Source organism: Melittangium boletus DSM 14713, from assembly GCF_002305855.1.
Lineage (GTDB): Bacteria > Myxococcota > Myxococcia > Myxococcales > Myxococcaceae > Cystobacter > Cystobacter boletus.
The window spans coordinates 3,018,593-3,032,367 of sequence record NZ_CP022163.1 but is presented as its reverse complement, the minus strand read 5'-3'; the positions used below and the strand labels follow the sequence as shown (position 1 = coordinate 3,032,367).

The following is a 13,775-nucleotide window of genomic DNA, read 5'->3' as shown; positions in this document are numbered from 1 at the left end:
CCGGGAAGACTCAAAGCACGGGGTGTGCCAAGGCCGGGGCGTCAGGCAAGCACGCGGGATTCCAGGAGCCCGGCGTTTGAAACCCCCAGCGGGTGACGTTTTTCGCCACCTCACTGACAAATCAGGTCAAACGCCGCCGCGTGTCCGCGGCGCGTGGAACCACCCGGCATAGGGGGTGTTCTCCACGGCGTGGCGGTTGAAGTCCGGGGCGCCATCGGTCCACCAGGGAGGCCCCCGCTCCCCGAGCGCCACCTTGGCCTTGTGCACGCGCGAGCGCGCCGCGCGCTCCGCCCCGGCATCCCCCGTGCGCAGTGCCCGGCCCACGTCCCTTCGCGCGTGCATGAGCGCTTCCACCAGGAGCGCGCGCTGCTTGGGGCCGAGCGCGGGGTCCGAGCAGCGCCACAGCACGCCGTCCACCACCAGGTAGCGTCCGTCCGGCGTGGTGGGGGGCTTGTGTTTCGGGGCGCGGCGCATGGCTCGGGGTTTCAGCCCCGGGCGCGCGTGAGCAGCACCACGGAGCCGAGGATGGCGCCCATGGCGACCATTCCCGTGGGGCTCATGGACTCGCCCGCGAGCGCCACGCCCAGCAGCACGGCCACCACCGGGTTGACGTAGGCGTAGCTCATGGCGAGCGAGGGCCGCGTGTTGCGCAGCAGGAAGCCATAGGCGCTGAACGCCACGAGCGAGCCGAAGGTGATGAGGTAGCCGAGGGCGAGCAGGGCGCGCGGCGTGGGCAGCGCCGCCAGGTGCTCGCCCTTCACCATGCTGCCCAGGAAGAACAGCACGCTCGCGCACAGCATCTGCGTGGCGCTGGACATGAGCCCCGGGGCCTGGGGCAGGCGGCGCGACCAGACGGAGCCGAAGGCCCAGCTCACCGGCGCGAGCAACAGGGCGAACGTCGCCCAGGAGTTGCCGCGCAGGTCACTGCCGAGGTTGAGCACGATGAGGCCGCAGAAGCCGATGGCCAGGCCCCAGCGCTCGGCGCGGCCGGGCCACTGTCCGAGCAATCCGCTGAAGAGCGCCGCCCACAGGGGCACGCTGCCCACCACCAGCGCCGCCACCCCCGAGGGCACCCATTGCTGGGCCACCACCACCGAGCCATTGCCCAGCGTGAGCAGCAGCAGCCCCAGCACCGCGCCTCCCAGCCATTGCCGGGCGCTCGGGTTCGCGTGCCCGCGCAGCCGAAGGAAGGCGTACAGCACCGCCCCCGCGAGCCCGTAGCGCACCCCCGCCAACACCAGGGGCGGGAAGCCGCCCTCGAGCGCGAAATGGATGGCCAGGTACGTGGAGCCCCAGATGACGTACAGCGCGAAGAGGCTGAAGATCAGCTGCGCGCGGCGGGGGTCGGGGAGCGTCGCGCCCGCGGTGGGCTGGGCGGCGGGGGGAGGCATGGGACTGGAAGGGGAGGACAAGGCGGCGCGCTTTTAACGCCCCGGAGGACGCCCCGCGATGTGCGCTATTGGATTACCCCGGGCGCCACCTCCCGCGCGGGTTGCCTCCCCGCCCCCCCGGCACGCGGGGTGGGATGAGCGGCCACAGACCCAGAGGGCATTGAACCGGTTTCGATGTCTTTTTAGACTTTCAACGGGTTCTCGGCCCCACGCCGAATCGTGGGCGGCGTCTTCGGGACGCCACGTCATCGCGGAGTGTGAGCCAGGATGTCCGAGGAGCTGGGTGATCGGGAAAAGGAAGTCCTCCGCGCCGTCGTGCAGGAGTACATCTCCACGGGCGGCCCCGTCGGGAGCCACCACCTCGCGCGCAAGCCCGAGTTCGATGTGTCCTCGGCCACGTTGCGCAACGTGCTCGCGGACCTGGAGGAGCTGGGCTTCCTCGAGAAGCCGCACACCTCCGCGGGCCGCGTCCCCACGGATCGGGGCTACCGCTTCTACGTGGACACGCTGGTGCGCTTGAAGGACCCGGGGCCGCGGGACCGGGAGCTCATCCACGCGGGGCTCGCGCACGAGGGCGGAATGGATGAGCTGTTGAGCGAGGCCTCGCGCCTGTTGCACGCGCTCAGCCGCCATGCGGGCGTCGTCGTCACGCCGCGTCCGGACGCCGCCGTGTTCCACCGCATCGAGTTCGTGCGGCTGCGCGAGGACCGGGTGCTCGCCATCCTGGTGGGGCAGAACGGCCAGGTGCAGAACAAGCTCCTGTCCGTGGATTTCCCCGTCACCTCCGACGAGCTGCTCAAGGCGAGCAACTACCTGTCCGAGCTGTTGCACGAGGTGACGCTGGAGGAGGCACGCGAGCGCATCCGCAACGAGCTGGACCACGAGCAGGCGCTCTACAACGCGCTGACGTCCAAGGCGCTCAAGCTGGGCGCGGCGGCCACGGACCTCCAGACGGGCGAGCGCGTGCTCATCGAGGGCACGGGCTCGTTCTTCGAGCAGCCCGAGTTCGCCGACGTGGAGCGCATGCGCGCGCTCTTCAAGGCGCTCGGGGAGAAGCACAAGCTCTTGTCCCTGTTGGACCGGGTGCAGCGCGCGCGAGAGATGCAGATCTTCATCGGCACCGAGAGCGACTTCTCCTCGGCGGGCGACGTGACGGTCATCGCGAGCCCCTATGGCAGCCGCGAGCAGGTGCTGGGCACCGTGGGCGTCATCGGGCCCACGCGGATGAACTACCAGCGCATCATCCCGCTGGTGAACTTCACCGCCCAGGCGCTCTCGCTGGCGCTCGACAAGGTCTGACGAGGGGCCCTCCGCCGGGCGTCTCAGGCGTCCGGAGGCGGATGCGCCGGGGCGTAGACGCGCAGGGCGCCGGGGCGGATCTCGAAGCGCACCGGGGTCTGGCCGATCATTTCGCCGTCCGCGTTGACGTCCTGGGGCGGCGTGGCCTCCACATAGATATGGGAGCCGCTCACCGCCCTGACGGCCGGATGGCTCAGGTGCTCGCCCGAGCGCAGCGTCATGGCCACGCGCGCCAGGGTGGACAGGTCCTGCATGTGGCCGAGCCCCGTGCCCTCGCGTCCGGCTTCGTGGGAGGGCGCGACGATGGTGTAGGCGTCCAGCAGCTCATCATCGAGCGTGGCGCTGGGCGTCACCATGTTGCCCGCGCCGTGGTAGCGGCCGTTGCCCACCACGAGCTGGAGCACGTCCAGCTCCAGCTGCTCGTGGTCGGTCACCAGGCGCACGCGGAAGGGCTGGTGTTCCCAGAGTTCGGCGAAGGCGGCCACGGGGTAGGCGAGCTTGCCCACCCGGCGTTTGAGCTCGGGCGTGAGCCGTCGGGCGATGGCGGAGGCCAGTCCCAGGCTCACCGCGTTGAGGAAGGGCCGGCCGTTGGCGAGCCCCACGTCCACGCGCACGGTGCACCCGGCGGCGATGGCGTCACAGGCGGCCTCCAGCGTGGGCTCGATGCCGAGCGAGCGCGCGAAGTCGTTGCCGGTGCCCAGGGGCAGCACGCCCAGCGTCACGTCATGGCCGAGCAGGTGCTTGAGGGCGTGGTTGAGCGTTCCATCCCCGCCGCCGATGAGGAAGCGCCGCACGCCGCTGTCGACGGCCTCGCGCAGCAGGCGGTCCATGTGCGCGTGGTCGGTGACGGCGTGGCTCTCGAGGAGGGGAACGCCCCGGGTCTCGAGGGCCTCGAGCGTGGCGGGCAGGGCCTCGGCGCCCATGCGTGAGTTGGGGTTGAGCAGCAGGAGCGCCGGGCCTTCGTCGAGCGCGGTTCGTTCGGGAGTCGCGAGAAGCGCGATGTCGGAGATGGGCTCGCTGTTCATTGCCCCTCAAGGGTGTGCACGAGCGGCCAGGGGAGCCAGCGGCGGGTGCATGCGCCCGTGTGGATCGTCCGCTCGTCCACGGAGCCTCGCGGCGAGTGTTCCCGCCAACGGCTGGACCCCGACGGGCCACGCCAAGGGGGTGGCCGTCAGGGTCCTGGGTCCATCACGGATGTCCGGAGGCGCGCCCTCAGCGCGACTCCTCGTCCTTGGAGGCCAGCGATTCCGCCGTCCACGGCCACGTGTCGCGCGAGGCCTCGTACTGGGCCAGCAGGTGCGCGGGATCCTGGTAGATGGCGCGGCAGCCCGCGGTGCGCAGATCCTCCTCGGAGAAGCCGCCGCAGCGCAGCCCCACGCTCATCAGCCCGAGCTTGCCCGCGGCCAGGGCGTCGAAGGGGGTGTCCCCCACCACGACGACCGTGTGCGGCTCGGGCCGGCCCAGCCGCTCCATCGCCGCGTCGAAGATGTCGGGATGGGGCTTGGACCTCGCGGCGTCATCCTTGGCCGTCTCGGCCTCCGTCAGCCCCTCGATGCGGCACAGGCGGATGTAGCGCTCCAGCTCCTCGTCCTTGGCGCTCGAGGCCAGGGCGAGGCGCACGCCGTCCTGGCGCAGCCGCTGGAACAGCTCGCGCACCTGCGGGAAGGGACGCAGCTTGGGCATGAATTCCCGTTGGAAGAGCGCGGCGCGGTAGTCCTCCAGCTCCTTGCCGAACTTCTCCAGCTCGTCCTCGGAGAAGAAGACGGGCATCAGTTGATCCGCGCCCTTGCCGATCTGGCTGCGCACGTGGGCGAAGGGCACGTCCCGGCCGAATTCCAGGAAGGCGCGCCTCCAGGCCTCGGCGTGCTCGTCCACGGAGTCCACCAACGTTCCGTCCACATCGAAGATGACGTTCTGCACCAGCGCCATGCCGTCACACTCCTTCCGCCCCAAAGTGTGGACGGCCCCGAAGGGCTTCAACCCGGAAGGGCTTGCTAGGGCGCCTGCTCCGCCGCGAATGTCTTCATTCCAACGTCGTAACCCTTGGGCGCGGTGAGCGTGAAGGTCTCCGCGGGCAGGGTGGGGTTGAGTTCCACCCGGGTGATGACGGTCTGGGCCACCAGTTGGGCTCCGGCCCACTGCGTCAGCTTCCGGGGGACGCACAGCTCCAGCCGGGCCTCGCACTGCTCCTCTTCCACCCGCAGCTCCGAGGTGTCCGCCCCGCTGCGCATGCGCTTGGCGAGGAAGTCCATGCTGGGCCAGCGCATCACGTACGTCACCTCCACGTCGCTGCCCGCGGGCTTCACCGTCAGCTCCACGGCCTCGGGGGCGAGAGCGTGGGTGGCGCGGCGGGCGCTCACGCCTTCTCCGGGCAGCAGCGGGGCGCGGAAACCCTCGGGAGTGAAGGGGCTGAAGAGCGCGGTGAGCACGCCCACGCGCCGCTCCGGGGTGAGGGTGTCCTGGTAGGTGAAGAAGGTGCGTGCCGCGTCGTCGCGCTCGAAGAGGTGGGTGCCATCCCACGCCCAGGTGCGCGGGGTGGGGGCTCCGAGCGTGCCCAGCATCTTCTGGGGCGCCCGCCAGGCGAACTGGAACCCCATCGTCTGGGTGCCCTCCTGGGCGGTGCCCTCGAGCACGTAGCTGGTGAGCCGGCCCTCTCGCGCGGCCAGGCGTTGCCGGGCTCCGGCGAGCAGCGAGGGCGCGTCGTCGCCCTTGGGGCAGCCGGTGAGGACGAGCAGGGACAGGAGCAGCGGGCGAGCGGACATGGGTGGGGGAGGGGCGGGCCGGAAAATGAAGAAGGCCCCGCTGTCGCCAGGGGGCCTTCGAACACTACGTGCAAATGGAGCGGGACGACTACTTCACCGCCACGCCGCTCGCCTGCGAGATGGGGAAGCCGATGATGGTGCCGCCCAGCGCGAAGATGCCGTGACGGGGGGTGGTGCCGGCCGACAGCAGCTGCACCTTGTTGCCGCCCATGGCCTTGGCCTCGCTGACCAGCAGGCGGTTGACCACGGTGTCCAGGTCGCTCTGCACCAGGTCGATGACGTGGAAGATGGCGGTCAGGCCGAGGGCGGTGCCCTGGACCACGGCGATGGGCTCGCCACCGGAAGCGGCCACCTCGTTGCTCGAGACGATCGCCGTCTCCACGCTGGTGCACGCCACGAGACCGCTCGCCAGAATCGCCGAAACAATCGCCTTCTTCATTGTGTGTTTCCTCCAAGAAGCATGTGACGGAGACCATCAACCAGAGGACCTGTCACTCGCCCCCCTGTCCGGCCTTCGCGTTGCGCGGGGGTCGTAGCAAAGGTGTTTTTCAAGTCAAGCAATGGATGGCGGGGTGTGCGGTGGGGTGATCATTGCGCCGCGCATCCATTGAAATAGGCTGGAGGCATTGCTACCCCGTGGGTTGCCCATGGAGAGCGCCACCGTTCGTCCCGCCCCCCGTCTCTGGCTGCACCTGCTGCTCTTCGTGCTGACCGTGGGGACGACGTCCTTCACCTTCGACAACGCGTTTCCCAGTGGACCCCTGCCGGACGCCGAGCGGCTCACCCATGCGCTCGCCTTCAGCGCGGCGCTGCTCGCCATCCTCGGCGCGCACGAGATGGGGCACTACGTGCTCGCGCGCCTGCACGGGGTGGATGCGTCACTGCCCTACTTCATTCCGCTGCCCTACCTGGGTATCGGCACGCTGGGCGCGGTCATCCGCATCCGCGGCCGCATCCCCACCCGCGACGCGTTGGTGGACATCGGGGCCGCGGGGCCGCTCGCGGGGCTGGTGGTGGCGCTGCCCCTGCTCGTGTGGGGCCTGGCCCATTCCGAGTGGGTCGACGCACCTCCCGCCTCGGGCCTGTCCTTCCCGGGAGACACCTCCCTGTGGAACATCGGGCGGCATGCGGGGGAGTGGGCCCTGGTGAAGTTGTCCCTCCTGGCGCCTCCCCTGGAGGAGCCCCGGCTCTTCGGCTACCAGGCCATCATCTTCAGTGACAGCCTGCTCATGCGAGGCCTCAAGTGGCTGGTGCTGGGCGGCCTTCCGGCGGGCAGGGACATCCAGGAGCACCCCGTGGTCATCGCCGGCTGGTTCGGCCTGCTGGTGACGCTGCTCAACCTCATGCCCGTGGGCCAGTTCGATGGTGGACATCTGGCGTACGCCCTGTGGGGGCGGCACGCTCGCCGGGTCGGCCAGGCCATGGCCCTGGTGCTGCTTTTCCTCACCCTCTTCTACACCGTCACCTGGGCCGTCTGGTTGCTGGTGGCCACCAAGCTGGTGGGCTTCGGCCACCCGGAGGTCACCCGGCCATCCGAGCCATTGGGACTCGGGCGAAAGCTGGTATGCGGGCTATGCTTCCTCGCCTTGGCGGGGTGTGCCATGCCCGTGCCCATCCGAATGGTGATCTGGTGAAGTACTTCTGTGAGGCTTGTGAGCGGCTCGTCCCCCCGGCATCGGTCCGGATGGAGGATGGTCTGCTCGTGGTCAAGTGCTCGCGCTGCAAGGTGGAGATGCGGGGCGCGCCCGAGACGGATGAGAGCCGGGCTCCCCGTCCCGCCGCGGTGGCCGCCGCCAAGGAGTCCGAGCCGGAGTCGGTCATCTCCCTCGCCCTGGACGACGCCGAGCCCGATCCCATCGAGTACGAGCCCACCCGGCGCATGGTGGTCCCCGCGGAGCTCCTGGCCGCGATCCAGGCCGAGGCCGAGGAGAGCCGCCGCAAGGCGAAGGACAACGACAAGGGCAAGGACAAGGACAAGGGCCCCAAGGACAAGAAGGCGCCCATGCCCGTCCTGACGCCCGCCCTGGAGTCCAAGCCCCAGCGCGCACCCGAGCCGGTGAAGGTGCACGAGCGCGTGAGGACGCCCGCGCCCATGCGGGCCGCGGAGCCGGTGAAGACGCCCGCGCCGGCCCCCTCCCGGGAGAAGTCCCCGGACAAGTCCTCGCGGCAGAGCGCGCCCGAGCCCGCGGCGGGCGCGAACCTGACGGTGTTGAAGCTCTCGGAGGTGAAGGCGCGCACCACGTCGTCCGAGTCCGTTCCGGCCCCGCCCCGGTCCGAGCCCGAACCCGCGCCCGCACCGGCTCCCGAGCCCGAGCGTTCGCCAGGGCCCAATCTGCGCGTGGTGCGTGACAGTGGTCAGGAGCCCGCCGTGCCTCCGGCCGCCGCCGCCTCGGGGCCGGAAGATCCCTTCATGCCGCCGTCGGGCTTCTGCCCCAAGTGCATCGGCACGCGCAAGGAGGGCGCCGCGGTGTGCCCTCACTGCGGACTCGACTTCTCGCGCTTCAAGCCCGACGAGCTGCGGCCCTCGCCCACGGTGGCCTCCACGTGGCTCGGGGTGGTGGAGCTGTGGGAGACGAGGAGCGCGCATGACAAGGTGCTCGCGCTGGCCTCGGAGCGCGGGGAACTGCCCGCGCTCGGGCGGCTCTACCGCATCCGTCTGGCGCGCCATCCGGACGATCCCATCGCTCATCGGGGGCGCGAGGAGGTGGTGCGGTTGGCCTCGGCGGGTTCACTGCTCATGCCCACGCCGCCGCCGGACAAGCGCACGAAGATCCGCGTGGCGGTCCTGGGCGCGGTGTTCTTCCTCCTGCTGGTCGTCGCCGTGTCCATTGGCGTGAAGGTGCGCCAGATGATGGCCGGGGGAAGCCCCTGACGCGCCGTGCGTGACGCCCAGGCCATCAACCTGTCATGGCTCCTGCGGCTGCGCTGGGGAGCCCTCTTCGGGCAACTGGCGATCATCCTCGGGGTGCACCTGGGGCTGGGGCTGCCTCAACGGCTCGGACCGTTGTTCGCCACCGTCGCCGTGGGCGCCGCGAGCAACGCGGCGCTCGGGCTGTGGGTCCGGCGGCGCGAGCGGCCCATCCCCGAGGGGCTGACGTGGGCGGTGATGGCGTTGGACGTGGTGCTGCTCACGGTGCTGCTGGAGCTGAGCGGGGGTGCCTCCAATCCCTTCAGCGCGCTGTATCTGGTGCACATCGCGCTCGCGGCGGTGGTGCTACACGAGGGGTGGACGTGGGCGCTCATGGTGCTGGCCGCCGCCTGCTTCGGCGAGCTGTTCGTGGGTGCGCCGGCGCACCACCACATCCACGACATGCGCAGGCACCTGGAGGGCATGTGGGCGGCGTTCGCGCTGGCCGCGGGCTTCATCGTCTACTTCGTGCAGCGGGTGACGCGGGCGTTGGCGGCGCGCGAGGCGGAGCTGGTGGCGGCGCGGGCGGCGGCGGCGCGGCATGACAAGCTGACGGCCCTGGCCACGCTGGCCGCGGGCGCCGCGCACGAGCTGTCCACTCCCCTGTCCACCATCGCCGTGGTGGCGCGCGAGCTGGAGCGGCACCTGGCGCGCGCGGGGCAGGAGACGTCCTCGCTGGAGGACGTGCGGCTCATCCGCGAGCAGGTGGCGCGCTGCCGGGACATCCTCGCGCGCATGGCGTCCGACGCGGGGGCGAGTCAGGGCGAGTCCCTGGCGATGCTCGCGCCCGCGGCGCTGGTGGAGCAGGCGCTCGAGGCGCTTCCGGGGCGCGAGCGGGTGCTCACCGAGGTGGACCCCCGGGCACGCGAGGAGCGCGAGCTCGTCTCCGCGCACTCCTTCTCCCAGGTCATCCGGGGCGTGGTGAAGAACGCCCTGCAGGCCTCGGCATCTGGCGCTCCCGTGCGGCTCGGGCTCGTGCGCGAGCCCCAGGCGTGGCGGCTCACCGTGGAGGACTCGGGGGCGGGCATGGCGCCGGACGTGCTCGCGCGGGCCGGAGAGCCCTTCTTCACCACCAAGGCCCCGGGCGAGGGCATGGGCCTGGGGCTCTTCCTCACCCGCGCCCTGTTGGATCAGCTCGGGGGCCAACTGGTGCTGGACTCCACCCCGGGACAGGGCACGCGCGTGACGCTGACGTGGCCGGCCGGTGGGCTGCGACAATCCGCCGCGTTGTCTCCCGAGGCCTCCCGGGTGCAAGTGGCTCCATGACGAGCCCGTTGCCTCCTGGCTCCGCGCCCACCCTGCTGCTGGTGGATGACGAGAGCGTGTTCCGCGAGCGCCTCGCCCGGGCCTTCCGCGAGCGGGGATTCGAGGTGACCACCGCTGGCTCCTACGAGGAAGGGCTCGCCCTGGCCTCGCGGGAGTCGCCCGAGGTGGCGGTGGTGGACCTGCGCATGCCCGGGCGCGGCGGCCTGGAGTTGGTGAGGGACCTGCACGCGCTGGACGGCTCCACGCGCATCATCGTCCTCACGGGCTATGGGAGCATCGCCACGGCGGTGGAGGCGGTGAAGCTGGGGGCGTTCAACTACCTGCCCAAGCCGGCGGATGTGGACGACCTGCTGCTTGCCTTCTCGCGCGGCCCGGGGGAGCCCACCCAGGTGACGGAGGACTTCCAGCCGCCCTCGCTCGCCCGGGCGGAGTGGGAGCACATCCAGCGCGTGCTCGCGGATTGTGGGGGCAACATCTCCGAGGCGGCCCGGCGCCTGGGGCTGCACCGGCGGTCGCTCCAGCGCAAACTGCAGAAGTATCCCCCCGCCCAGTAGCCTTGATGATGCGCACGAACGAGTGTGCGCGTCTCTCCGTGAGACGACGTGTCACGAAGCGGGGCGGTGGAAGGATGCTGCTGACCCTGGCCGTCGCCGTCCTCCTGGCGGGGTGCGCGACGAGTGCTCCGCGCGGCGGTCTGTTGAGCGGCCATGGCCTGTACTCCCCGAACCCTTCGTCGCGCCGGACGCTTGTCCCGGCCGAGGCGAAAAGCGGCTCCGGTGGTCCATCGGGGGAGCCGATTGCCTGTGGAGGAGAGGCCCTGCCTCTGGACTGGCCCGACTTCTCCTCCCACGCGGAGGAACTTCTGGCCCCCTTCCTCAGATGCACCTCGCCCGCCGAGTTCCTCGCGTTGCAACAGCGCGTGGACATGCCTCGGTTGGTGGAGGCCTTGGACGACTGGAGTGCCGTGCGGTTGGGGGCTCAGGGGACGTCGCGCGAAGATGTCTCCAGCCTTCTCAACCGCAAGCGCACCTCCTTCCTCCTCCATGCCGAGCGGTTTGGAACCCTCGGCGCCGAGGTTGTCGCCCTCTTCATCGTCGACACCACCCATGACGATGACCTCCGGGAGATGCTCTTCCTGCTGGCCCAGGACAAGCGGCTCACGCGGACGCTCGCGCTGCTGCCCTCCTTTCGCGCTGCCCTGGAGCATAGGGGCCTGAAACCCACGGCCCGTGTGGACCGGGACTTCCAATGGGACGACATCGGCCGGGGTCTCGCCCAAGCGGGCGCGGACGCGCTCTCCAGCACTTCGATGAGTGCCGACGCGGCGGCCTTCGACTTCTCCGTCATCCGCGACCAACTGCCACCGGACTATCAGGAGGCTCTCGCCGAGGCGGAGAAGCGATGGATGGAGCAGCACTTCTCGGCTGGCAACGTGGTGGTGGGAAGCTTCGACCACCTGACTTTCGGCGTACCGCTGGGCTTCTACGGGCTGATGGCCGGCACGGGACAGGGGGCGTCCTCGCTGGCGCGGGGCGAGTACGAGCAGGCCACGCGCGAGTTGGCACCCGCGGTGTTGCTGGTGGGGCTGTACGTGGGGGGCAAGGGGGCGCGTTACCTCGCCGAGACCCGGAGTGCAGCGGGTGTCGGGACTCAGTTGCGGAACGGGCTCCAGGCGATGGCGCCACAAGTGAGGGGCCTTCTGGAGATAACGCGGCAACTGGAGGCGGTACTCGGCGTGGATGGCCTGCGGGAACTGGCCCGGGACATCCGCGCCAGCCGGGAAGCGGGCCGCTTCGTGGCCGTGGGAGGAGTGGATGCCGCGCTGGCGCTACGCGAGGCCCGGGGAAATGTGGCCCGAGCGCAAGCGATGATGTCCAAGGCCAGGCCTGGGGCCACGGGTTCCTCGGCCGTGAGGAACGGGACGGGCACGGGCCCTGGTGAGATGGCCCCCGTGGCGAACGACGCCGCACGCTCCACTCTCAAAGGGGCCGGTGCGGTAGCGCCTCCCGGAGGCCTGGCCTCGCTGGTGGACGAGGGGGCGGGTCTCATCCGAGAGGTGGTGGAGACCAAGCTGGCGCTGGTGGAACTCGAGGCCACGGGTCCGCGCCTGCCCAAGGACATGGCGGTGCTGGAGAAGCAACGTCCCGTCATGGACGCACCTCCGCCCGGAGCCGGAGGCACCCCTCGTTGGGGTGAGTACGTTGCCTATTACGAGAAGCGCCTGGAGGAGCTCAAACAAGGCATGGCCGTCGAGGGACCTTTGCGCTGGGCGGCCTACGAGCAGATGTGGGGGCGGTTCACTCGGGGGCTCGCCTTCGAGCGTCTCATGGTGGAGATGTTGGAGGCCGACGCGAGATTGCCTCGGGCCCAGCGTCGCTTCCTCGGGGCATTCCACACGCCTCGCATCCAAAAGTACGTGGGCGTCAAGAAGCCAGGGAATGGCTTGCGCTATGCGGACGTGCTCGTCATCGAGGAGAGCGAACTGGCCGGAAGGCCACCTCGCGTCGAGACATTCAGCTTCAAGAGTCGCGAGCTCACGCTGCTCGACGAAAACGCATTGAAGGTACAGATGATAGAAGACGCGAGGGAAGCTCTGCGAAAGTATGGCGGGACCCTGGACATCCGCCGGAACTCCCTCAAGCGCCTTCTCCGCGGAAGTAGCGAAGTACCGATTGCTCGGGTCCGCCTCGTCTACGAGGGGGGCGTACTCAAGCCCAAGGATATAGACGCAATGGATGCAGCCGTGGACGCGACCACGAAGAAGTTTCCGGAAGTGGAGGTGCTGTTCCAATGAAGCGGCTGAGCGTGCACGACTTGAAGCCGGAGGATCGCCTCCGGCTCAATTTCAAAGGTGCCTTCGATCCACGAACGGCACAGGAGCACGAGCTGGAACCTGTTCTCCAAGCGCTCGAGGAGCACGCGGACGGGTGGATGCCGGACGTCACAAAAGGCAAGCGGTCACGCAAATACACTCGCGCCGCCGTCTGGAAGGCCCTTGAGGAGGCGCGCGACGGAGACAGCACGGCCCTCGGGCTCTATAGGACGCAGTGGCCGGCGTTGGACATGACACTTTGGCTCTGGCTGCCCCCCCATCCGCCCGAGTTGCACATCACAGTTACCGTGAAGCCGCTCTCCTTCTTCGCGGAAGCGGAGCGCTGCGGCGAATTCGTGGAGATGGTCCGCGCCTGGGCCTCACGCTACCCGGTCTCCCATGCCGTGGCTCACAGCAGTGATGACATGATCCTGGCGGACTTTCCCAGCTTCGGCCGCGATCAGGAGACCCGGTTCAGAGACGGTTTCGACAAGATCTACGAAGTATGCTGGCTCAACGTCTTCGGTCCCAAGCTGGTGGAATCCGTCGGCCGCGAGCGCATGCTCTCCACTCCAGCCTGGCGGGTGGAGGAATTGCCCAACGGTTGCGTCCTCCTGGTGACGTGGCCCACCGCCTCGGACTTCGCCAGCGAGGAGGCGCGTCTGGCCCAGGCTCGTGCGCACTGCCACCTTCGGCCAGACCTGGACTTCGACACCGTGCTGCGCGGCCTGCGCGAGCGCAGCGCCACGCTCGCCCCCGTGGAGCCTCGCTTCCACCCGGACATGGCGCAGTTCCTCTCGCGCGTGGTGGATGACGTCGCCAGCCACGAGCGCCAGCGCACGATCGCCGAGTTCAACGCGTGGCAGCCACCCGAGCCCGAGGAGTGGCGTCCCGCCGACTCCGCCCTGCCTCCGGACGTGGAGGACCCGGCGCGCGCGTGCGAGCATTACAGCTACCTCGCCGAGCTCCTCGTGGCCCTGCTGCACACCCACGTGCCCTCCATCTTCGAGGAGACGCCCGAGTCCCTCACCGACGCCGACTTCTACTTCTGGCACGAGGACTTCCCAAAGAGCCGCCTGAGGGAAAACATCGACGCGCACGCGGTACCCTCCATTGGCGCCTACCTGGGCCAGGTGCTGGTGCGCAACCTCGGCGGCCAGTGGATACCGCGTCAGAAGCTCGAGGAGACCCAGGTGCTCGTGGGCAGGCGCGTCTGGTTGCCATTTGTCCGGGCACGCCACTACATGCGCTCGCGCCAGTCGCTCTTGGACTTCTCCCTCACTCGGCTCTATCGCGTAGCCGAGCGACACCAGGGCTGAAGCGCAGTGCGCTCGGAG

General features: G+C 69.8%; 13 protein-coding genes. 7 read left to right on the top strand and 6 right to left on the bottom strand.

Features of this window, described 5'->3' with window-relative positions:
• Positions 1-126: 126 nt before the first annotated feature.
• A complete protein-coding gene (locus MEBOL_RS12600) occupies positions 127-474 on the bottom strand; it encodes a hypothetical protein (RefSeq protein WP_095977665.1) in 348 nt (115 codons plus the stop codon).
• 11 nt (positions 475-485) lie between these two features.
• On the bottom strand, positions 486-1,412 hold the full coding sequence (gene yedA, locus MEBOL_RS12595) for a drug/metabolite exporter YedA (RefSeq protein WP_245919700.1): 927 nt from the start codon (positions 1,410-1,412) through the stop codon (positions 486-488).
• A gap of 246 nt (positions 1,413-1,658) precedes the next feature.
• On the opposite strand from yedA, the gene hrcA reads away from it, so the two are divergent.
• Entirely contained in the window at positions 1,659-2,690 is a 1,032-nt protein-coding gene (hrcA, locus tag MEBOL_RS12590) for a heat-inducible transcriptional repressor HrcA (protein ID WP_095977663.1), read from the top strand.
• A gap of 23 nt (positions 2,691-2,713) precedes the next feature.
• Here the strand turns inward: hrcA and MEBOL_RS12585 are convergent, their stop codons facing one another.
• From MEBOL_RS12585 to MEBOL_RS12570, 4 genes are all read right to left on the bottom strand, one after another.
• Positions 2,714-3,715, bottom strand: coding sequence for a lipid kinase (locus MEBOL_RS12585; RefSeq protein WP_095977662.1), 1,002 nt, complete (start codon positions 3,713-3,715; stop codon positions 2,714-2,716).
• Positions 3,716-3,902: 187 nt separating this feature from the next.
• Entirely contained in the window at positions 3,903-4,613 is a 711-nt protein-coding gene (locus MEBOL_RS12580) for an HAD family hydrolase (protein ID WP_095982738.1), read from the bottom strand.
• Between the two features lie 71 nt (positions 4,614-4,684).
• Positions 4,685-5,452, bottom strand: coding sequence for a hypothetical protein (locus MEBOL_RS12575; RefSeq protein ID WP_095977661.1), 768 nt, complete (start codon positions 5,450-5,452; stop codon positions 4,685-4,687).
• 88 nt (positions 5,453-5,540) lie between these two features.
• Positions 5,541-5,891 (bottom strand): hypothetical protein, encoded by a 351-nt coding sequence (locus MEBOL_RS12570; RefSeq protein WP_095977660.1) that lies wholly within the window; start codon positions 5,889-5,891, stop codon positions 5,541-5,543.
• A 208-nt stretch (positions 5,892-6,099) separates the two neighbouring features.
• Here MEBOL_RS12570 and MEBOL_RS12565 point away from each other — a divergent pair, with 208 nt between their 5' ends.
• The 6 genes from MEBOL_RS12565 (at position 6,100) to MEBOL_RS12540 (ending at position 13,757) form a co-directional block, all read left to right on the top strand.
• Positions 6,100-7,086: a site-2 protease family protein gene (locus MEBOL_RS12565; RefSeq protein ID WP_095977659.1), complete on the top strand. Its 987-nt coding sequence runs from the start codon at positions 6,100-6,102 to the stop codon at positions 7,084-7,086.
• The gene (locus MEBOL_RS12560; protein WP_157774909.1) at positions 7,083-8,324 is read left to right on the top strand and encodes a zinc ribbon domain-containing protein; all 1,242 of its coding nucleotides are present in this window, start codon (positions 7,083-7,085) and stop codon (positions 8,322-8,324) included. The genes MEBOL_RS12565 and MEBOL_RS12560 overlap by 4 nt, the downstream gene beginning before the upstream one ends.
• Before the next feature lie 6 nt (positions 8,325-8,330).
• Positions 8,331-9,626, top strand: a complete 1,296-nt coding sequence (locus tag MEBOL_RS12555; protein WP_095977657.1) for an ATP-binding protein — start codon at positions 8,331-8,333, stop codon at positions 9,624-9,626.
• Positions 9,623-10,180: a response regulator transcription factor gene (locus MEBOL_RS12550; RefSeq protein WP_095977656.1), complete on the top strand. Its 558-nt coding sequence runs from the start codon at positions 9,623-9,625 to the stop codon at positions 10,178-10,180. Before MEBOL_RS12555 ends, MEBOL_RS12550 begins: the two co-directional genes overlap by 4 nt.
• Positions 10,181-10,254: 74 nt before the next feature.
• Entirely contained in the window at positions 10,255-12,420 is a 2,166-nt protein-coding gene (locus tag MEBOL_RS12545) for a hypothetical protein (protein ID WP_245919698.1), read from the top strand.
• Complete coding sequence (locus MEBOL_RS12540; protein ID WP_095977655.1) at positions 12,417-13,757, top strand: hypothetical protein; 1,341 nt, start codon at positions 12,417-12,419, stop codon at positions 13,755-13,757. Before MEBOL_RS12545 ends, MEBOL_RS12540 begins: the two co-directional genes overlap by 4 nt.
• Positions 13,758-13,775 lie beyond the last annotated feature (18 nt).